Raw genomic sequence first — 20,851 nt, 5'->3', positions numbered from 1 at the left:
AATTTTTGGGTCCAGTAGCATGGCTGCTTTCATCTTAATAAGATAATTCCATCATACGTTTTATTGGCTTGTGAGCTTTCTCCATAAGATCTTCTTCCAGCAAAATTTCAGGAGTTTCATCTTTCAAACACTTATATAGTTTTTCCAGAGTGTTCATTTTCATAAAGGCGCATTCGCTACAGGCACATGAATTATCTTCCTTTGCCGGAGCGGGAATTAGTTCTTTTTGTGGTACATCCTTTTGCATCTCGTACAGGATCCCGGCCTCGGTAGCTACAATAAAGCTGTTCTTCGGACTTTCCTTCACATACTTGAGCATTCCCGAGGTTGAACCTACGTATTTTGCGGTTTTAAGGATATGCTCTTCAGATTCGGGATGAGCAATGATCTCTGCCTGTGGGTTTTCCTTGTGAAGTACTATTAATTTATCCAGCGAAAAGGCTTCGTGCACAATACACGCTCCATCCCATAAAAGCATTTCCCTCCCGGTTTTTTCAACCAGGTATTTCCCCAGGTTCCTATCTGGAGCGAAAATGATCTCCTTATCCTTTGGAATAGAATTGATCACCTTTTCAGCATTCGAGGAGGTGCAAACAATATCGCTTAAAGCCTTGATCTCTGCAGAGCAGTTTATATAAGTTACCACCACATGATCGGGATATTCTGCTTTTAATTCCCCAAAAGTATCAGGAGGACAACTATCTGCCAGCGAGCAGCCCGCCTGAAGGTCGGGCAAAAGAACTTTGCGGGAAGGGTTGAGGATTTTAGCGGTTTCGGCCATAAAATGAACGCCTGCAAAAACTATTATATCCGCTTCAGTTTGGGCCGCTTTTTTCGCCAATTCCAGACTATCGCCTACAAAATCTGCTATTTGCTGAATTTCAGGCTCCTGGTAATAATGTGCCAGGATCACGGCATTCTTTTTCTCTTTAAGCACATTGATCTTTTCTTGTAATTCGGCAGTATTCGGTTTGAAAACGTTCATGGGTATATTTTGCAAACAAAGCTACAGGCATTAGCTAAGGTTTTTTATGATTGTAATCAGTATTTAAAAAGAACTTGCGCTATTTTTACTTCAGTTTAAGCTTATTTTAGCGAAGCTTTAATAGTGATCGGGCCGCATTCTTCGTAAATTTAAGTAAGATGAAACCAGCAAGCTGCTGGACCCAAAAAGGGCAACACACAGGCACTTGATTACAAGCCTGTCCCTGATTCCCAAATTGGAATTTAAATTATAAACAGATGAAAAACAGGCCCATCATATTGCTTATAATCACCAGTATAATCCTGGTACTGGTAACCGTTTTGTCCTATTTTAACGTTCAGTTTCCCCTGGTATTTTATTTGACAGTAATTGGTCAGGTCTTTTTAATTTATACGGTTTATAGCGTACTTACCAATAATTATAAAACCACTAAGACCTTTGATGATTGGTATGAAGACCATCCAATAGGTGATGAAGACTTATAAACTAAATAAAATATAACCTGATTCTTATCATACTATACATGTTTATAAAATCCCTAAATTTGCTGTAAAGACTAATTAATTTATATGGAACTCAACCAATATATAGACCATACCTTACTTAAACCCACAGCAACACCTTCAGAAATAAAAAAACTTTGTACAGAAGCCGTTCAGCATAAATTTTATGCGGTTTGTGTAAATGGCTGTTATGTGGAAACCGCTAAAAAAGCCGTTCAAAATTCAGATGTGAAGGTCGCTGCCGTAATAGGTTTTCCACTTGGTGCCTCAACTACAGCATCAAAAGCTTTTGAAGCCGAAGACTGTATTAAAAATGGCGCCGATGAGATCGATATGGTAATCAATATTGGGATGCTAAAAAGCGGAAACCTGAAATACGTTGAAGAAGAGATCGCAGCCATAAAAAACGCTATTGGAGAAAAAATCCTGAAAGTGATCATTGAAACCTGTTTTCTTACCGATGAGGAAAAAACACTGGCTTGTCGTGCGGCCTTAAACGCAAAGGCCGATTTTGTAAAAACTTCCACAGGTTTTGGACATGGAGGTGCAACTCCTGAAGATATCGAAATTATGAAAGATGTTGTTGGTGATAAATTGCAGATCAAAGCTTCTGGTGGAATTAAGGATAGCAAAACCGCTAAGAGATATATCAAATTAGGTGTTTCCCGTCTCGGCACTTCATCCGGAATCGCCTTAATCAGTTAAATTCTAGAATTGGATGAGTGTACATATACAAGCTAAAAAAGGTGAAATTGCAGAAGCTGTTTTAATGCCCGGAGATCCACTGCGGGCTAAGTGGATCGCTGAGACTTTTTTCGAAGATGCTTTTCTTTATAATTCGGTTAGAGGTATGTATGGCTATACAGGGACCTATAAAGGCAAAAAAGTTTCAGTGCAGGCTTCCGGAATGGGGATTCCCTCGGCTTTGATCTATTGCAACGAACTTATTACAGATTACGGAGCTAAAAAACTTATCAGGGTAGGCTCTGCCGGTTCCTATCAAAAAAATTTAAAGGTAAATGAAGTGGTGATCGCTATGGCCGCCTCTTCCAATTCTGGTTTTAACCGTGCCAAATTCTCTCACGCCGACTTCGCTCCTACTGCAGATTTTGAGCTTTTTATGAAGGCTGTTAAGTATGCTGAAGAAAACCAGATTAAGTTTCGTGCCGGAAATGTATTTTCTTCTGATGTTTTTTATGAAGACGATCCTCTGGAATATGAAAAATGGGCTAAATACGGAGTTTTGTGCGTAGAGATGGAAACCGCCGGTCTTTACACCATTGCAGCCAGGCATAAGGTGCAGGCCCTTTCTGTATTAACTATTTCAGATTCGCTGGTTACCGGCGAACATTTACCTGCTAAAGACAGAGAACAAAGTTTTAGCCGTATGGTAGAGATTGCCTTGGCTACAATTTAATATAAATGGAATACTTCTGTGGAAATTTTTTTAACTTCAATTTTTTAATTTTAATTCGCATGAAGTATTCCTTTTTTCTCTCTTTTCTGATCATTTCAGGATCTGTTTTCTCCCAAAACACAACTCAAAACCTTAAACAGCAAATCGATTCGGTTTTTGCTGAAACCCAGGGAGACTTTGCAATTGCTTTTAAAGAACTTTCCGAAGAAAAAAGAACGATTCTCATCGATGAACATGAAAATTTTCATGCCGCCAGTACTATGAAAACCCCAGTAATGATCGAGGTCTTCAAACAGGCTGAAGCAGGGAGGTTTTCTCTTGATGACTCCTTGCTTGTTAAAAATGAATTTAAGAGCATTCTGGACGACAGCAGTTTTAGTCTTGAACTTGGTCGGGATAGCGGCGAACATTTATACAGCCTGATTGGGAAAAAGCGTAGCATAAAAGATCTTGTGGTCGATATGATTAGCCAAAGTAGTAACCTGGCAACTAATATAATTATAGAACTCGTTGATGCTAAAAACGTTAATAAAAGTATGCGCGAACTTGGGGCTAAAAATATCAATGTGATTAGAGGTGTTGAAGATATGAAGGCTTATGAGGCCGGGCTGAGCAACTCCACCACTGCCTATGATCTTATGCTGATTTTTGAAGCCCTGGCCAATGGAGAGGCGGTAAACCCGGAATCCGATAAGGAGATGCTGGACATCTTAAGGCTTCAGCAACATACCGATCTTATTCCGGCCTTGCTTCCAAAAGATGTGAAAATAGCCAATAAAACAGGTTGGATCACCGGCGTGCATCACGATTCAGCGCTTGTGGAATTACCAGACGGTAGAAGCTATGTGCTAATTTTGCTTTCCAGGAATATGAAAGATATGGAAGCCGGCACTCAAATGCTTGCGGGCATATCTAAAAAAATATACGATCTTATAATCAATAATCCTTAAATCTAAAAATATAATGAATACCTACACCGCAAACGAAAACCGATACGAGAAAATGCAATACCGTCGCTGCGGAAAAAGCGGGATCCTGCTTCCTTTACTTTCCCTGGGCTTATGGCACAACTTCGGAGACAAAGCTAACCAGGATAACGCCCGTAGCCTTTTAAGAGCGGCCTTTGATAAAGGGATTACTCATTTTGATCTGGCCAATAATTACGGGCCACCTTATGGCTCAGCTGAAAGAAACTTCGGGAAGATCTTTGCTGAAGATTTTAAACAATACCGCGATGAGCTTATCATTTCTACCAAAGCCGGCTGGGATATGTGGCCTGGGCCTTACGGTAATTTCGGTTCAAGAAAATATCTTATTGCCAGCCTTGATCAGTCTTTAAAAAGAATGGGATTGGATTATGTTGATGTTTTTTACCATCACCGACCCGATCCCGATACACCCCTTGAGGAAACTATGGGCGCCTTAGACCAGATCGTAAGGCAGGGGAAGGCTTTGTATGTAGGAATCTCTCAATACTCAGCTAAAGATACCACCAGGGCTGCTAAAATCCTTAGAGCACAGGGCACCCCATTCCTCATACATCAGCCTCGTTATAATATGATGGACCGCTGGGTGGAAAATGGTCTGATGAATACTTTGGAACACGAAGGCATTGGAAGTATTGTATTTTCACCGCTGGAACAGGGAATATTAACTTCAAAATATCTTGATGGCATCCCTGAAGACAGCCGCGCGGCTACTGAAGGCACCTACCTGGACAAATCGCAGATCACTCCCAAAGTGGTAGCGCAGATCCAGGAATTAAATAAAATGGCTGAAAAGCGCGGACAAAGCCTGGCTCAAATGGCCGTGGCCTGGTTGCTGAAAGATTCAAGGGTAACTTCGGTTCTTGTAGGCGTGAGTAAGGTTTCCCAGTTAGAAGATAATATTAATGCATTGCATAACCTTGAATTTAGTCCGGAGGAATTAAAGACGATCGACAGGATCCTCGGTTTCTAGCATTACATAAACAGGATAATAGAATGTCAATTTGGGCGCAGTCGGGTTTATGTGTTTTTATAAATCAATACATTTCGACTGTGCCCAATGTAACAATAGTGAATCCTGAGCCTTGCCGGCGGACTCTTCAGAATAAATATTTAAAAAATTCTAATTGATAAAAACCTCCAGTAATTCACAGTCCTCAGCCTGTAGGATCACTTTTTTGTTTTTGGCAGGAATAAGCAGACTTTCCCCCTGGTTAAGTTTTTCGCTATACCCATTGGTAGCAATTTCGGCGCTTCCACTCACACACATGTAGATCACAAAAGAATCCAAAGCGCTGTAGTCTTTACTTACCTTTCCCCCTATCGGAAGATAATTGGTCGTGAAATATTTACAACTTGCTATCTCCGAAGAATGATTTTTCTTCTTCTTGTAACTGAGTTTGAAATCATCCCGTTTTTCAAAATCTATAGCGTCAATAGCCAGTGCGGTATGTAGCTCTCTTCCATTTCCCTGATCATCTACCCTGTCCCAGTCATAAATACGGTAGGTGATATCTGAAGTTTGTTGAATTTCAGCCAGTAAAACTCCGGCGCCTATAGCGTGCACCTTTCCGGTATTAATAAAGAAACTATCTCCTTTCTTAACTTTTTCAAAATTCAGCACTTCGGTAATAGTTCCTTCTTCAAGGTGTTTTATATAATCTTCCTTAGAAATGCTTTTCTTGAAACCAATATTGATATTAGCATCCTCGTCGGCCTGCATGATGTACCACATTTCCGTTTTTCCGAAGGAATTATGCCGCTGTTGTGCCAGCTCATCATTAGGATGCAGCTGTACCGAAAGTTCGGTCCTGGCATCTATATATTTTATTAGAAGAGGGAATTCATTGCCGAACCGCTCATAGATGTGGTTCCCTACAAGTTTGCCGTCATATTTTTCCAGCAGGTCGTTCAGGGATTTTCCTTTTAAAGATCCGTTAGCTACCAGGGAAACATCCTCCTTAACTCCCGAGATTTCCCAACTCTCCCCTAAATTCTCCAGGCTACTGTCTTTGTTTAAAATTGTTTTGAGCTTATTACCACCCCAAATTTTTTCTTTTAAAATTGGCCTGAACTTTAAGGGATAATCTAACATGGTTTTGACTTTGGTGGGTTAAAAGCAACGTAAATATACTCAATAATAATGATGGTAGAAAATGGAGGAAAACCTTTAAAATCCTAATTCTTTCAGCTTAACTCACTTAGGAACTAAATACAGAATTTTAAATAAAAAATATTGTTTTATTTACAAAGAGGTTTATATTTGCAACCGCAAAAACAATGGTCGCGTAGCTCAGCTGGATAGAGCACCTGCCTTCTAAGCAGGCGGTCCCAGGTTCGAATCCTGGCGCGATCACTTTTTGGAGACACTACAAAAGCAAAACCCCTTGATTTTTAAGGGGTTTTGTGTTTTTATGGACTAATTTTATAAGATTTTAGATGGCAAATCAAAATGGCCTTGTCGGTAGTCCCAGGCAAAGTCTACTTGTCCGGCGGTGGCCAGATCGGTGGTTCCGTTGAGTACTCCTGAAAGTGGCGGGGTTAAAATTCTGACTAACGCCAAATTTTGTTGTTGATAATCAATTAGATGAAAATTTAAAAAATTGTATTTAATTCCCTTTTTCTCTATCCTTTTCCTTGGCGTTAGCCTAAGAAATTAACGGAGTTTTTCGTGTGAGGAATGTGCTACAAGATGTATCCGAAATTGACACCTTTAATTTTATTTTAACTAAGAAACAGAGCTATATTTTTTTATATTAATTGCTCGTGTATTCTCTCCCGGGAAACATTCGTACTTTTTATCCTTTTTCGCTAAAGACCAACTGCGGACCTCATAAATATAACGACATCCTTCATTTTAATGTCCGTGAGAGTTCTGACTTTTCTGCATTTCTGAAACCAGAATATGCTTTTTGCAGATGACCAAAATACCTAACCTGTAACTAACAACCTAGCTATATCCCGGCATTAATGGGGATATTCTTTTATATTTAGTGTGTTATAACTAACTGCACACCGTAAAAAAACAAAATTTAATGTATCTTTTTTAGTGTTTATTAGTCTACTTATTAAACAATAAAATTTTAAAATTATGAATAATTGTAAATGCACTAATTGTGAATGTAATAAATGTAATTGCAAAAATTGTTTAGAAAGTAACTGTCCTTGTCCCAAATGTGATTGTGATAAATGCAATTGTTGTTAAATCAGATAAAGGTTAGTCAATGAACTAACCTTTATTATATTTTTAAATATGGAGACTCAAAAAATATGGAATAATTTCAGCGATGAACTATATTTTTTCATTCTTAAAAAAGTGAAAGATAAAAATGCGGCAAATGATATTTTCCAAAACACCTTTTTGAAAATTCATAAAAACCTATCTAAGCTTAAAAAAGAAGAAAAAATAAAAGCCTGGATCTTTCAAATTGCCAGGAATGAAATAGTGAATCACTTCAATAAAGGATCTGTTTATCTGGAGCAGTTAAATACAAATAAGGAAACTCCTCTGCAAAAATATCAGGATATATGCTGTTTTGATAAATTTATAAATGATCTACCCAAAATTTACAGGGAAGTTATTGAACTGGTTTATATAAACGGCCATAAGCAAAGAGATGTTGCAGGAATATTGGGAATAAGTCTTGAAAATGTAAAAGCAAGAATAAGGAGAGCGAAAGATATTTTAAAGAAAAATTTTAATGAATGTTGTAAATATGAATTTGATAAAAATGGTAATTTAACTGGAGAACCGAATTGTTCTATATGTAAAACATAGTAAAATTACCCGCTGCTCAAAGTCCCCTGACATTGGGCTTAATCACCCTTTTTTTCTTCAAGCCCGAAATAGAAGCCTGCTGACTTCCATCCATTAACTTTTGGTTTTCTCCTATATTATCCAAATAACATCTTCACCTTATCCCTGCAATACTGAAGATTTTCTTTATATTAAGGTTGTTTGAATGATTAGATAGCAGAATATAAATGGAAGACTACAAAAAAGAAAGCTTGACGCTTAAAGGTGCTGTAGCTCTAGGCACGGGAGTAATGATTGGCGCGGGAATTTTTGCATTGTTAGGGCAGGTAGCAGAGCTATCGGGAACCTGGTTCCCTTATATTTTTATTGTTGGAGCTATTATCTCTGGTTTCAGTGCATATTCTTACATTAAAGTGTCTAATACCTATCCTTCATCCGGAGGGATTGCCATGATTTTAATGAAAGCCTACGGTAAAACAACGATAACCGGAGCTGCTTCCGTGTTAATGGCACTTTCTATGGTTATAAATGAAAGTTTGGTGGCCAGAACTTTTGGGTCTTATACCTTGCAGCTTTTTAATGTAGATGATAATGCACTGTGGGAGCCTGCCTTAGGAGTCGCTTTATTGATTTTTGCTTTTATCATAAATATATCCGGAAATAAAGTTATCGGGAAGACTTCACAATTTATGGCTGTTATAAAAATTGCAGGCATCATTGTGTTCGCCATTGGGGGGCTTTGGGCCGCGCATTTCGCATTAGCTGATCTATTACCGGTCACATCAGATACAACTAATTATTCCGCGGCAAGTTATATAGGAGCCATTGCACTGTCAATATTGGCATATAAAGGCTTTACAACGATTACCAATAGTGGGGGAGAAATCACCAAACCTCGCAAAAATGTTGGAAGATCAATCGTTATTTCCTTACTCATTTGTACCGTAGTATATTTCCTGGTTGCTATTGCGGTAAATAGTAGTCTTTCAATTCCGGAAATAGTCAATGCAAAAGATTATTCTTTAGCCGAAGCAGCAAAACCTGCATTTGGAAATTACGGCCTTTATTTTACTGTAGGAATAGCAATTATAGCTACAATCTCAGGAGTAATTGCCAGCATTTTCGCTGTATCTCGTATGACTGCAATGCTAACCGATATGAAGCTTATCCCTCACAATCATTTTGGGATGTCGGGAGGTATTCAAAAACACATGTTAGTATATATTGTGGTTATTGCAATTACCCTGACTATTTTCTTTGATTTATCACGTATTGCTTCAATAGGAGCAATTTTCTACTTAGTGATGGACATGATTGTTCATTGGGGTGTCTTTAAACATTTAAGAAGAGATGTAAATGCAAATGGAATAATACTGATTTCCGCATTATTACTTGATCTGGTAGTATTAGCTGCTTTTCTTTGGATTAAAGCCAGTTCTGACATTTTTGTTGTAATTGTTTCAGCAATCGGAATTATTTTGGTGTTTGCGGGAGAGAAATGGTTCTTGCATTGGAAAGAGAATGAAGAAGATTAATGAATTCAAAACCCAACAGCGATTCCTATTTAGGGTGAAAGAACTGGCGGCCACTAATCAAAAAAAGCACAAATAGACTTAGACAAAAGTTATACAATTCCCGAAGACACCAGAATGGGCCATATTCACCTCAAGATTGCTAACCTTCAGCACTCGAAAAACTTTAACTTAGACCTCTTAAACTTTGAGTTAACAACAACTTACGGAAAGGAGGCTGCCTTTATTTCTGCCGGTGGTTATAACCACCATATAGGGTTAAATACCCTGGTACAGTAGACACAGCCCCGGCCCCCAGAAATACACACGGTCTATTCCACAGCGCTATCCTTAATCCTACTAGAAAGGATCTAGCAAGCATTCTTAATCGATTTCAATAATCTTATCATCCAATAACAGGAGCATCAGATCTCGGGGTTTCAGAAGCTTTGTATTTTGATGACCCTGATAAGAATGGAGTCGAAATCTATAAGGATAAACCAAACGAACAATGGCCAGAAAAATCAAATGGCTCCTTAGAAGTGTATACAAAACCTCTTGATCTTGATATTCTAATGCAGAAAATAGAGTAACTAACGACTCAGGCTGTTATTAACTAAGAATATCCAAAACAATTCTTTAGATTTTCTTTTTACCAAATAATCCATCTCAACTATAAACTATAATCATCATTTCGTGAGAAGTTTAAAATTTTAACGACTTATTCCTGGGAGGTATCTTTAAAGTCCTTAATTAATTCTTTAAGAAGAAGTTAAATATTGATTTTGGAGTGGTTGAAAACCAAAAAATATGATTTGCCTGACTCCTCCCTAATTTATTGAAAAAGTCCACATGTGATTTAAATCATATTTCAGAGAGCATAAACTAACTATTTTTGAATTATTGATTATCCTGGAAATGATTCTTTATCTATAGTTCCACAAAGAGCAACGAACCGAGAGGTAATGAGAACAATGTTATGAAAGGTTTACTATTTAAAATATCATCTTTTCTTTTAGCATTTCTGGTGTTCTTCTCTACTATGTCTTTTACTGTAGACAAGCATTTTTGCAGTGAGGAGTTGGTCGATCTGGCTATTTTTTCCGAGGCGGAAAGCTGTAGAATGGAAACACAAGGGCATCAGGATGTAGACTCAGTAGTAGAAGATTGTTGTGAGAATCATCAGACCACCGTCGAAGGACAAGATGAGCTGGCAAACAACAAAGACCTTCTCGAACTTGAACAAGTGGTTTTCCTTACTACATTCACTTTTTCATATATCAATTTGTTCATTGAATCTACAGAGCAAATTGGTCCTTCTAAAAATTATAACCCACCCCTACTCGTTCAGAATATTCACATAGTGAACGAGACATTTCTGATCTGATTCTAAGCATTTTAATTTGTGCCTTGGTTGTCTATTATTAGAACCAAGCTTCTTTTATTGTTGTTGCAGTAACTGTAACATTCAGAGGATATTAATTAGGAACAAAGAAAATGCTGAACAAAACAATCAAGTTCTTTTTAGAGAAAAAATTGGTGACAGTATTATTGACGGTTGACTTCCTAGCCTGGGGGGTGACTACAGCACCTTTTAACTGGGAGATAGACTGGATGCCAAGAGATCCGGTGCCCGTGGATGCTGTAGCCGATGGTGAAAACCAACAAGTAGTCTATACAGAGTGGATAGGGAAATCGCCCCAGGATATTGAAGAACAGAAAACCTATCCTCTAACTTTACTGGCGCCCTAATTGGAGCTCTCTACAATGAACACCTAAAACTAAAAAATAAGTAAAAATTATTTGAAGTAGTAAAATACTACTCATCTCACGTTCAATTCTTAAATATAAATAAAATGAAAAAATTAAGCTTAAAAATTATCGCTGTTACTCTAACCATGTTTGTTTTAACGGCCTGCGAAAAATCAGAAACAGATTCTATAAAATCTATTGATGGAACCTATATTGGAACATTAACTGATCTTAATGGTCTAAAAAGTGAAATGCTTATATCGGCCAAGGAGAATGCTACTGCAAACATCACAAAAATTGATGACAAAACTATTGAAGTTCATATGAGCAGTAACAATTTAGATACAATTTTCCTATTGAATTACTACGAACATCGGGATAGTGTGAACGTATGCTACACCGGTGATGACTTTGAAAATATGTATGGCCATATGTTGGGTCAAGGACACATGGATGGAGGTATGATGAATGATATGAGAAAGGATGAAACAGAATGGATGCATCACATGAACGATGAACACCAGGATAGTGATGAGCATTTTGGAGGTTTTGAAATGCAAACTCACACCTTTGGATACCAACTGAATATGATGGATGGAACCAATTCTTACACCCTGAAATTTCAGGGAAATAGGGAATAACAATAATTGTAAGCTTCCCTTAAAACCTAACTGTTTAAAAGTAGAATAATTCTTAATTTTAAACAGTTCTAATTAGGGGAAGCTTACACTGGTTAATAGGGAAATTCCTGATGCAGACGACACAATATCTTCCCATCCCTTGAAAAACTGTCGAAGGGAGTGGATGAAGGTATTATCGGTAAATATAAATTCAAAGAATTGCCATTAACGGAATATGTTACCAAATAAAAAGGAAAGTTCCACCTCGAAATACCGGGGGCAACAAGGCGTATAGATCGCAGTGTAGATAATTTAAAGTACGCAATGGAAGATGCCTGTCAGTTTACAGAACGATTAACAGAACATAAATATCGGGGGTCATACGAACAAATAGCAAAAGGGATAATAACTTATGCACAAAACCCAATATTAGAAGTGGTACGGTTTTACCAGCAAGTAATTGTATCATTTCTTATAGGAAACAACGACATGCATTTGAAGAATTTTTCATTAATAGCTTTTAATAATGATCAATATCATTTAGCTCGGGCGTATGATATGATCGCAGCGAAATTATTGATGCCGGAGGATTCCGAAGAATTAGCCTTAAAACTTAATGAAAAAAAAAGAAAACTAAAGAGAAACGATTTTAATGAAGCTATGTCCAAAGCGTGTATTCCGGATAAGGCTATAAAGAATCTTTGGAACAGGATCCAATGAGGGATGCAAAGTTGACCTGAATTAATTGAAAATAGTTTCCTAAGTAAAGATCTAAAAGAAGGTCTTGTAGACCTTATAGAAGTGAGAGCAAGACAAACTGATATTGATTTTAATAAGCACAGATTGTTAAAAATTAATAAGGTTAGCAGGTCTCTTGATCTCGCGCTATCTCAATATAACTTGAAAAAAATCCTGAAAAACGAAAACTAAAATTTAAATTTAAAATAATAGGAGTATTCGGGAACAACGTTAAAAGGAATAAAATTCTTTTTGTGGTTCCTCTTTCCTGTGTTTTAACCGGAAAAAGATGGAGAAATAATAGAGTTGGATTTAGACTCTGAAGTTTGTAAGTTTCAAATCTTAAAATTTTTCTACTAATGGCAGTATTTATCGTTATGGGAGTTTCGGGGGTTGGGAAGACAACAGTTGGAAAATTACTGACCCTGCAAATGGATCTTCCGTTTTATGATGCCGATGATTTTCATCCCTCTGGAAATGTGGAAAAAATGAAAGCGGGAATTCCACTGCAGGACGAAGACCGAAAAGACTGGTTGGAAATTCTCGCCGGAAAAATTAGCGAATGGAACCAAAAGGGCGGCGCCGTTCTTGCCTGTTCGGCCCTGAAGGAAAAGTACAGGAAGCAACTTCAGTCTATTCCCGAAGAGGAACTTGTCTGGATATATTTACATTCTACTTTTGAATTGATTAAAGAGCGACTTTTACTTCGGAAAGATCATTTTTTTAAACCCGAATTACTTACTTCTCAATTTGAGACCTTAGAACCACCAACCTACGGGATACATATTGATGCCAATGCTTCCCCGGAAGAAATAATACCACAGATCATGCAAAAATTAAATAATAAACCTTCCCGAATCGGGCTTTATGGGCTGGGAGTGATGGGAAAAAGCCTTGCTCTTAACATGGCCTCAAAAGAGGTGCAGGTATCGGTTTTTAACAGGAATCTGAAAGGCGTGGAAGAAGATGTTGCCAAAGATTTTGCTGCCACGCATATCAATGATTTCAATTTTAACTGGTTTGATGATCCTGAAAAATTTGTCGCTTCCCTGGAGCGTCCCCGAAACATTGTATTAATGGTAAATGCAGGGAAAACAGTAGATGTCGTCATAGAGAGTCTGCTCCCTTATCTGGAAAAAAATGATCTGATTATTGATGGTGGAAATTCCCATTATAAAGAAAGCGGGAGACGTGAACAGTTTTTAAATGAAAAAGGCATTCTGTTTTTGGGAACGGGAATTTCAGGGGGAGAAGAAGGCGCATTAAAGGGACCTTCCATAATGCCCGGAGGGGAACCTAAAGCTTATGATCGAATTGGCGATATTCTGGAAAATATTGCGGCAAAGGATAAAAACGGCAAAGCCTGTTGTGCTTATATTGGTCCGGGGGGTGCAGGTCATTTTGTGAAAATGCTGCATAACGGTATTGAATATGCCGAAATGCAGTTTATTGCAGAAATTTATCACTTTATGCGATTTTCCCTTAGGCTAGATCAGGAAAGAATTGCCGGTATTTATGAAAAATGGAATAAGGAAATGCGATCCTACTTGCTGGAGATCTCCATTGAAATTCTAAGGAAAAAGGAAAAGGATGAATTTCTTCTGGATAAGATCCTGGACGCCGCAAAACAAAAAGGAACCGGAGGTTGGTCTACCAAGGCAGCTTTGGATTTAGGCGTGCCTTTAGATACCATAACCTCTGCTGTGATGGCCAGAATAATTTCGGGGAAAAAAGAACAGCGGGTAATGGCAGCAGAAATTTATAAAACAAAGCCGGATAAAAAGGAATTTGAAAAGATAGAGAAAAGTTTGTTCCAGGCTTTTAAAGCTGAGCAAATAATTAATCATGCCATAGGTTTTGAAATGCTTAAATCTGCCTCTGAAGAATACCGCTGGGATCTTAACCTTTCTGAAATCTCCCGCATCTGGACCAATGGATGTATCATCAAGTCTGGTTTAATGGAAGATCTGGTGAAATTTTTCAGCGAAAATAAAGAAGACAATCTTCTGCTTCATAAAGAAATTGTTGATTTTATGAAAGATGCCCGTCAGGATTTAATCATCGTGACCACTCAGGCCCTACAGGCGGTAGTTCCGATGCCGGGAATGTCTGCAGCGCTAAATTATTTTTTAAGTTTCACCTCTGCACAAAGCTCGGCAAATATGATTCAGGCACAGCGGGATTATTTTGGCGCTCACACCTATGAACGCGTAGGTAGGCCCAGAGGAGAATTTTTTCACACTAAATGGTAAAAACCTAATTGATGGATATACAATTACTGCTGGCTGTTTTCTTTGGCATTGCACTCCTGCTTTTTCTTATTTTAAAATTAAAGATCCAGGCTTTTCTGGCCTTGCTTCTGGTATCTTTAGCTGTTGGAATTATCGCCGGGATGCCTCCTTCAGATATTTTAAGCAGTATGCAGGAGGGCATGGGAGGTACCCTTGGTTTCGTAGCGACGGTGGTAGGTTTAGGAGCTTTATTTGGAGCCATTCTGGAACATTCGGGTGGGGCTCAATCCCTTGCGGCTTATATGCTTAAAAAAACCGGAGACAAAAAATCTCCCTGGGCCATGATGCTAACCGGATTTGTAATAGCTATTCCTGTGTTTTTTGATGTGGCCTTTATTATCTTGGTACCGGTAACTTACGCTCTTAGCAGGCGCACTGGAAAATCCTTATTGCTTTACGCTTTACCATTACTCGCTGGACTTGCTATAACTCATGCTTTTATCCCGCCAACCCCGGGACCCATTGCTGTGGCCGATATCCTTGGAGTAGATCTGGGTTGGGTAATTGTATTTGGGGTACTCACGGGAATTCCTACCGCAATTGTTAGCGGACCTCTATTTGCAAAATTTATTTCTAAAAAAATTCATATTGAAGCAAAAGTTTTTGATGAAAAAAAAGAGGAAATTTCCAATGTTCCTTCCCCGGGAATGATCTTATGGATTATTGTCACTCCAATTTTTCTCATTGTATTAAACACTCTGGTTAACAGCCCATTTTTTGCTGAAGCTGCCATTCCGGGTCTTATTGTATATATCATCGAATTGATAGGGCATCCATTTTCAGCTTTAATTATTGCAAATCTCATTGCCTGGTATTTCCTGGGAATAAAAAGAGGGATGACGAGGGATTACCTGTTAAAGATCTCTACCAGGTCCTTTCAGGCCGCGGGGGTTATAATTCTTCTAACAGGCGCAGGTGGCGCATTTAAACAGATCCTGGTTAATACAGGGGCAGGAGAAATGATTGCGGAAGCTTTGAATAATTCTTTTTTTAATCCACTGGTTTTCGGCTTTATTGTCGCAGCATTAATACGCATCCTGCAGGGGTCTTCTACGGTAGCCATGATAACTGCAGCCGGAATAACCGCACCGGTTTTGGTAGGTGCAGGTTTATCGCAACCCCAAATTGCCCTTATGGTGATCGCTATTGCATCTGGCGCAACTATACTTTCTCATGTAAATGACAGCGGATTTTGGCTGGTAGGCCAGTATCTGGGTTTAACCGAAAAGCAAACCTTTAAGTCCTGGACTGTTATGACCAGTTTAATTGCAATTACAGGACTCGTTTCATCGCTTTGTTTATGGTATTTGATTTAAAACCTATCTTGAAAAACTCCACTTTGCTGAAGAGGCATTTCCTATAGATGGCAGAACCCGGCATTTGTTAGCCTGACATTTGTCATTGCTTTTATGCTGATCAAACTCTACTTTAAAGGACTTTTTAATCTAAAATATAAAAGTCATGAAAACAAAAAATATGGCTGTTAGGTTTATTTTCCTTCTGATTTTTAGTTTAGGGGTAACTGAGGCCTGGGCCCATTGCGACAGAAAAAACGGCCCGGTGGCAATTGCTGCCCAGGAAGCACTTCAATCTGGAGAATTTGTGAAAATAGCAATCTGGGTAGGGAAAAAACAGGAAGAAGAGCTGAAGACAAAATACAACGAAGCACTTGCGGTTTATAAAACCGGCGGGGACGCTCGTAAATTGGCTACGGAATACTTTATGGAAACCGCTGTTAGGTTGCACCGCGAAGCTGAAGGCCTGCCTTTCACAGGACTAAAACCAGCCAGTCCCAATCCTCCGGATATAGCTAAAGCAGAAGAAGCTCTGGAGACAGGAGATATTGGTCCCTTACAAATACTTCTTAAGGAGGAATTGGAAAAGGAAACTTCCAGGTGGTTTCAAAAAGCTCTGGAAGCAAAGAAAAATAACAAAAGTCTAGAAGCCGGACGACAATGGGCAGATAGTTATGTGAAATATATCGTTTTTACTCATAAACTCTACCAGCAAATTCAAGCCGGACCGCCTCACGGAATGGGGGAATAGAAATTGTGAACTAATAATGACAGAGTAATTTTAGAATTTTCCCTCATGAATTCAGGGAAAGAAATCTTATTTTTAGATTAACAAAGATGCAGGGACCCTAAATTCGTATTTAAAATAACAGACTGATAATAAATGAAAAATGTAACGATAGACAATTACTTAGATCCTCATTACATACACCGAAGCAATTGGTTAAGAGCTGCTGTTTTGGGGGCAAACGATGGAATAATATCTATTTCAAGTCTTGCAATTGGTGTTGCTGCCGCAAGTTCAACAAGAGAACCAATTGTTTTAGCGACAGTAGCAGGACTTGTTGCCGGTGCATTATCTATGGCTGCCGGAGAATATGTTTCTGTAAGTTCCCAAACTGACACAGAAAAAGCAGATATAGAAAGAGAAAAACAAGAGCTTGAAGAAATGCCCGAAACAGAGTTGAATATTTTAGCCCAGATCTATGAAAATAGGGGATTAAAAAAAGAAACAGCAAAGCAAGTATCCCTTGAAATGACTGAGTACGATGCATTGGGGACACATATTAGAGATGAATTAGGAATAAATGAGATTAGTCAGGCCAACCCAATACAGGCAGCCGTAGCATCAGGAGCATCATTTATTGTTGGGGGTGTCTTGCCACTTTTGGTAGTACTTTTTTCTCCAATAAAAGGAATGGAATACCTGCTTTACGGTTTCACAACCATTTTTCTAATCATTTTAGGAGCAACCTCGGCAAAAACAGGTGGTTCAAGTGTGATAAAAGCTATTTTACGAATTACAATATGGGGCACAATAGCAATGGGACTATCGGCTTTAGTGGGATATCTCTTTGGCGTAAATGTATAGCTCAAAAAATTTAATAAAAATGAATGAAGTCCATTGCAGCCTGGAATCGCCCAAAAACCGTTATTCGTTGCCAATTCTATCCACGTAAATAAAAATGTGGTTTAGAAAAAACTAAAACAAAGAAGTGAGGAGATCAAAATCAGTAAAAATAGAACCCGATAGTATAGGATTGGTGCACTTTACAAAATATCAATTTGGGTTTAATCACTGAATTTTCTAGAAAACACATTGTTTTCATAAGTCTCATTGAACACATCCTTTATCTTGATCAACATCAAGGTATAGTTAGCCAGCTCCTTCCTTTTCCTGATTTTGCTAGTATAATTAATGTCCAGAAAATCACTTTGGTTTTAAGTACTAATCTCTAGCCTCTAGCCAGAAACCTACCTTCACTTCTGATTATTATTATAAAAATGGATATCGCGAATAAATACCCGTATGGCTCCACTCTATTATTTAAAAACATTCTTTGGAATCACATTATAATGTGATTTTAAACATTATTAAGGCACTATTCATAGAAAAAACACTAATTTTCACATTAAAGTGTGTGTTTTGATATATTTTTACGTTTATAACAATTTTTGAAGTTATATTCCATAATATAGTGTGGATTTAAGATGGTGAAATCAACTCTATGGGAGCAATGCAAAAAATTGGAGAGCTGATTCAGCAGCGTCGTGATCACTTGCGAATTACGCAGAAACAATTAGCCGATATGGCTGATGTCGGGATCAATACGCTATACAAGATCGAAACCGGGCAGGCCAACCCTACCTTTAAATCCTTACAAAAAATTACAGATATCCTCGGGATGGAAATTACGCTACAGGTCAAAAAAGTATAATTAATAAATGAGACAAGCGACTATATCCCATATCTGGAGTACAGGAGAAATTCTCAGTACTCTTAGAAAAAAATAAGTTACGTCTCATTAAAGAAGGTGAGCAAGGAACCTATATACTGAAACCCATTCCCACTGTTGGTAAGAAGCGTGACCAAATGCCTGCTAACGAGCATTTAACTATGCAGATCGCACGCCAGGTATACAATATTGAAACTGCGAAAATGCCCTTCTCCTTTTTCAAAATGAATCTACGGCGTATATTACCAAACGTTTTGATGTAAATCCCGACGGCTCTAAAAAAGCCAAAGAAGATTTTGCCACCCTTGCCGGCAAAACTCCGAAAACCCACGGTGAACATTATAAATATGTAAGGTAATTACCTTGACTTATTTCAGTTAATGAAAAAATTCCTGCCGGCTTATCGCATTGAAACGCCTAAATTATTTAACTACTGGTATTTAATTATTTGTTTTCCAATGGTGACGCCCACTTGAAAAACTTTGCCATTCTGGAAACACCTATGGGAGATCACTGGTTAAGCCCGGCTTACGACTTACTGAATACCCGTATCCATGTGGATGATAGTGATTTTGCCCTGGAAGAAGGACTGTTGCCCTAAAATTTGTCGCAGACAACTATTGCCGGGCAGTTCAAAATTCTAACAGAACAAGTGGAAATAAAACCGAAACAATTCAATAAGATCATGACAAGCATGATGGAGCATTCGAAAGAAGTTATTGAACTAACCCAGGCGTCCTTTTTAGAGGAATCCACCCAGCGAAATTATATTCAGGATTATGAATACCGATTGAAGCAACTGCAAAAAATAAAGGCGTAACAGAGATTCAAAATCTCATTCCCTATTTCCAGATCACATTTTTAAGATAGGACTTTCTCCATCCCTATGGATTTTTTCCTACTTTTGTCAATATGGAAGACCAGTTATTTGCAGTCATAGATGTTGAAACCACGGGAGGAGGAATTAACGGAAATCGTCTTACCGAGATCTGTATTGTGCTGCTGCGTGGCTCTAAAGTCATTGACAAATTTACCAGCCTCATTAATCCTGATAAAGAGATTCCGGGACATATCACTGCACTAACCGGCATCGATAATGCTTTGGTTGCCGATGCCCCGAAGTTCTATGAGGTGGCAAAAAAAGTGGAAGAATTCACCCGCGACGCGATCTTTGTGGCTCACAATGTGAATTTTGATTATAACGTGCTCCGGAATGAATTCAAAGATTTAGGTTTTGAGTATACCCGCAAAAAGCTTTGTACTGTCCGCCTTTCCCGAAAACTTATCCCCGGATTATTCTCCTACAGCCTGGGCAAATTATGCGACTCAATCAATATACCTATTTCCAATCGCCACAGGGCCGAAGGAGATACCGATGCCACGGTAATCCTGTTTCAGCGGCTGTTATCCCTGGATGATGATTACAGTGTGATTAATTCTTTCCTGCATGCCAGATCCCGACAGGCTACCTTACCGCCACATATTGATTCTGACCAAATTAATAGCCTACCTGAAAGTTCAGGTATTTATCTGTTCAAAGACAAGAAGCATAAGGTGATCTATGCCGGGAAAGCCAAGGATATCAAAAAACGGGTCGTTTCGCATTTCTATGATCGCATGAGCAAGGAATATCAACTGGGGCAGGAAACCTACCATATCGACTATGAAACTACCGGCAGCGAACTTGTTGCCCTGCTCCTGGAGGCCGAATGCATCAGGAAATATTATCCTAAATTCAACAGGGCACAAAAAAGGCCGGGACCGGTGTACCAGATCGTGAGTTATACCAACCAGCTAGGTGTCTTGCAGCTGGCCCTGGAAAAGACCAACAAACGCAGGGAATCCATAGGCATCTTTTATAGCCGCGCTTTAGCACAGGAAAAGCTGGAGTTCCTGTGTCGGGAATTTAAACTCTGCCCTAAATACTGCAGCCTGCAAAGCAACGTAGGAGAGTGCTCTCATTATAGCATCAGCTGTGAAGGGATTTGTTCCGGAAAGGAAGAGGTGGAAGTCTACAACGGGAAAGTAGCGGCAGCCATTGCTTCTATTACAGAGGAATCCACAACTTTTGTGATCAGGGAGAAGGGAAGAAACCTTGAAGAAGAGGCTTTTGTCCTGGTGAAGGAAGGTAATTATCAGGGCTTCGGATTTATTGATACTGAAACCCAGGTGACTCGACCGGAAGATTATGAACCTTTTCTAAAGCGGCAAACAGCAACCTATCATACTCACAAGATTCTTAGTAACTACATGCGCAAGCAGGGAGCACCAAAAGTGATCTTTTTTGAAAATCCATCGGACTCTCAAATAATACAACCAGTTACAAAGTTAAGTAAGAACGCATTGATTATTTCAACTCATGGCACCTTAGCCCTGGAGTTTTTAGATAACTAAGCTCCTTTATATTTTTTTGAAATAAAAATGCCCATTTCCGTGTTTTGGGGTTAACGATGAAATGGGCAGGTTCCTGGGTTTTGCAAAGAAACTATTTATAAATGTTTTCCTTATGGGGGATTTCCCCCATTTTTCACCAAATTGTT

The 20,851-nt window shown here is 38.7% G+C and carries 21 protein-coding genes, 1 tRNA gene and 1 pseudogene; 20 read left to right on the top strand and 3 right to left on the bottom strand.

Annotation, left to right across the window (positions count from 1 at the left end; genetic code table 11):
- Positions 1 to 34: 34 nt before the first annotated feature.
- The gene (nadA, locus tag BM266_RS14445; RefSeq protein ID WP_093410942.1) at positions 35 to 985 is read right to left on the bottom strand and encodes a quinolinate synthase NadA; all 951 of its coding nucleotides are present in this window, start codon (positions 983 to 985) and stop codon (positions 35 to 37) included.
- A gap of 257 nt (positions 986 to 1,242) precedes the next feature.
- Here nadA and BM266_RS14440 point away from each other — a divergent pair, with 257 nt between their 5' ends.
- From BM266_RS14440 to mgrA, 5 genes are all read left to right on the top strand, one after another.
- On the top strand, positions 1,243 to 1,470 hold the full coding sequence (locus BM266_RS14440) for a hypothetical protein (protein WP_093410941.1): 228 nt from the start codon (positions 1,243 to 1,245) through the stop codon (positions 1,468 to 1,470).
- Between the two features lie 84 nt (positions 1,471 to 1,554).
- Positions 1,555 to 2,193, top strand: coding sequence for a deoxyribose-phosphate aldolase (gene deoC / locus BM266_RS14435; protein WP_093410939.1), 639 nt, complete (start codon positions 1,555 to 1,557; stop codon positions 2,191 to 2,193).
- 13 nt (positions 2,194 to 2,206) lie between these two features.
- Positions 2,207 to 2,905, top strand: a complete 699-nt coding sequence (gene deoD / locus BM266_RS14430) for a purine-nucleoside phosphorylase (RefSeq protein ID WP_093410937.1) — start codon at positions 2,207 to 2,209, stop codon at positions 2,903 to 2,905.
- A 59-nt stretch (positions 2,906 to 2,964) separates the two neighbouring features.
- Positions 2,965 to 3,855 carry a serine hydrolase gene (locus BM266_RS14425; RefSeq protein ID WP_093410977.1) on the top strand — a complete coding sequence of 297 codons (891 nt, stop codon included), beginning with the start codon at positions 2,965 to 2,967 and terminating at the stop codon, positions 3,853 to 3,855.
- A 13-nt stretch (positions 3,856 to 3,868) separates the two neighbouring features.
- The gene (gene mgrA / locus BM266_RS14420; RefSeq protein WP_093410936.1) at positions 3,869 to 4,864 is read left to right on the top strand and encodes an L-glyceraldehyde 3-phosphate reductase; all 996 of its coding nucleotides are present in this window, start codon (positions 3,869 to 3,871) and stop codon (positions 4,862 to 4,864) included.
- A 150-nt stretch (positions 4,865 to 5,014) separates the two neighbouring features.
- On the opposite strand, the gene BM266_RS14415 is transcribed toward mgrA, so the two are convergent.
- Positions 5,015 to 5,986 carry a type I phosphomannose isomerase catalytic subunit gene (locus tag BM266_RS14415; RefSeq protein WP_093410934.1) on the bottom strand — a complete coding sequence of 324 codons (972 nt, stop codon included), beginning with the start codon at positions 5,984 to 5,986 and terminating at the stop codon, positions 5,015 to 5,017.
- A gap of 187 nt (positions 5,987 to 6,173) precedes the next feature.
- Here BM266_RS14415 and BM266_RS14410 point away from each other — a divergent pair.
- Positions 6,174 to 6,247 (top strand) — tRNA-Arg (locus tag BM266_RS14410).
- 69 nt (positions 6,248 to 6,316) lie between these two features.
- On the opposite strand, the gene BM266_RS17160 is transcribed toward BM266_RS14410, so the two are convergent.
- Positions 6,317 to 6,454: a hypothetical protein gene (locus BM266_RS17160; protein ID WP_175494816.1), complete on the bottom strand. Its 138-nt coding sequence runs from the start codon at positions 6,452 to 6,454 to the stop codon at positions 6,317 to 6,319.
- 690 nt (positions 6,455 to 7,144) lie between these two features.
- Between BM266_RS17160 and BM266_RS14405 the strand changes: the two genes are divergently transcribed.
- From BM266_RS14405 to BM266_RS14340, 14 genes and pseudogenes are all read left to right on the top strand, one after another.
- Positions 7,145 to 7,669 carry a sigma-70 family RNA polymerase sigma factor gene (locus BM266_RS14405; RefSeq protein WP_093410932.1) on the top strand — a complete coding sequence of 175 codons (525 nt, stop codon included), beginning with the start codon at positions 7,145 to 7,147 and terminating at the stop codon, positions 7,667 to 7,669.
- A 206-nt stretch (positions 7,670 to 7,875) separates the two neighbouring features.
- Positions 7,876 to 9,183: an APC family permease gene (locus BM266_RS14400; RefSeq protein ID WP_093410931.1), complete on the top strand. Its 1,308-nt coding sequence runs from the start codon at positions 7,876 to 7,878 to the stop codon at positions 9,181 to 9,183.
- Positions 9,184 to 10,138: 955 nt separating this feature from the next.
- Complete coding sequence (locus BM266_RS14390) at positions 10,139 to 10,546, top strand: HYC_CC_PP family protein (RefSeq protein WP_093410929.1); 408 nt, start codon at positions 10,139 to 10,141, stop codon at positions 10,544 to 10,546.
- Positions 10,547 to 10,656: 110 nt separating this feature from the next.
- Positions 10,657 to 10,896 (top strand): annotated as a pseudogene (locus BM266_RS14385) (hypothetical protein); the annotation flags it as partial.
- A gap of 119 nt (positions 10,897 to 11,015) precedes the next feature.
- Positions 11,016 to 11,552 carry a hypothetical protein gene (locus BM266_RS14380; protein ID WP_093410928.1) on the top strand — a complete coding sequence of 179 codons (537 nt, stop codon included), beginning with the start codon at positions 11,016 to 11,018 and terminating at the stop codon, positions 11,550 to 11,552.
- 249 nt (positions 11,553 to 11,801) lie between these two features.
- Complete coding sequence (locus tag BM266_RS14375) at positions 11,802 to 12,251, top strand: HipA domain-containing protein (protein WP_310687357.1); 450 nt, start codon at positions 11,802 to 11,804, stop codon at positions 12,249 to 12,251.
- Positions 12,252 to 12,628: 377 nt separating this feature from the next.
- On the top strand, positions 12,629 to 14,521 hold the full coding sequence (gnd, locus tag BM266_RS14370) for a decarboxylating NADP(+)-dependent phosphogluconate dehydrogenase (RefSeq protein WP_093410926.1): 1,893 nt from the start codon (positions 12,629 to 12,631) through the stop codon (positions 14,519 to 14,521).
- An 11-nt stretch (positions 14,522 to 14,532) separates the two neighbouring features.
- On the top strand, positions 14,533 to 15,876 hold the full coding sequence (locus tag BM266_RS14365) for a GntP family permease (RefSeq protein WP_093410924.1): 1,344 nt from the start codon (positions 14,533 to 14,535) through the stop codon (positions 15,874 to 15,876).
- Between the two features lie 145 nt (positions 15,877 to 16,021).
- A complete protein-coding gene (locus BM266_RS14360) occupies positions 16,022 to 16,606 on the top strand; it encodes a DUF6448 family protein (RefSeq protein WP_093410922.1) in 585 nt (194 codons plus the stop codon).
- Positions 16,607 to 16,738: 132 nt separating this feature from the next.
- The gene (locus BM266_RS14355; RefSeq protein ID WP_093410920.1) at positions 16,739 to 17,446 is read left to right on the top strand and encodes a VIT1/CCC1 transporter family protein; all 708 of its coding nucleotides are present in this window, start codon (positions 16,739 to 16,741) and stop codon (positions 17,444 to 17,446) included.
- Positions 17,447 to 18,083: 637 nt separating this feature from the next.
- Positions 18,084 to 18,293, top strand: a complete 210-nt coding sequence (locus BM266_RS14350) for a helix-turn-helix domain-containing protein (RefSeq protein ID WP_217648165.1) — start codon at positions 18,084 to 18,086, stop codon at positions 18,291 to 18,293.
- Between the two features lie 490 nt (positions 18,294 to 18,783).
- Positions 18,784 to 18,912 (top strand): HipA domain-containing protein, encoded by a 129-nt coding sequence (locus BM266_RS17410; protein ID WP_245760457.1) that lies wholly within the window; start codon positions 18,784 to 18,786, stop codon positions 18,910 to 18,912.
- Between the two features lie 3 nt (positions 18,913 to 18,915).
- Positions 18,916 to 19,131, top strand: a complete 216-nt coding sequence (locus BM266_RS17405) for a hypothetical protein (protein WP_245760456.1) — start codon at positions 18,916 to 18,918, stop codon at positions 19,129 to 19,131.
- A 92-nt stretch (positions 19,132 to 19,223) separates the two neighbouring features.
- Complete coding sequence (locus tag BM266_RS14340) at positions 19,224 to 20,705, top strand: exonuclease domain-containing protein (protein ID WP_093410918.1); 1,482 nt, start codon at positions 19,224 to 19,226, stop codon at positions 20,703 to 20,705.
- Positions 20,706 to 20,851 lie beyond the last annotated feature (146 nt).

The organism is Salegentibacter flavus (assembly GCF_900115145.1).
GTDB classification, from domain to species: Bacteria; Bacteroidota; Bacteroidia; order Flavobacteriales; family Flavobacteriaceae; genus Salegentibacter; species Salegentibacter flavus.
Note: the sequence above shows the minus strand (reverse complement) of the source record. Positions and strands in the feature narration are given on the sequence as shown.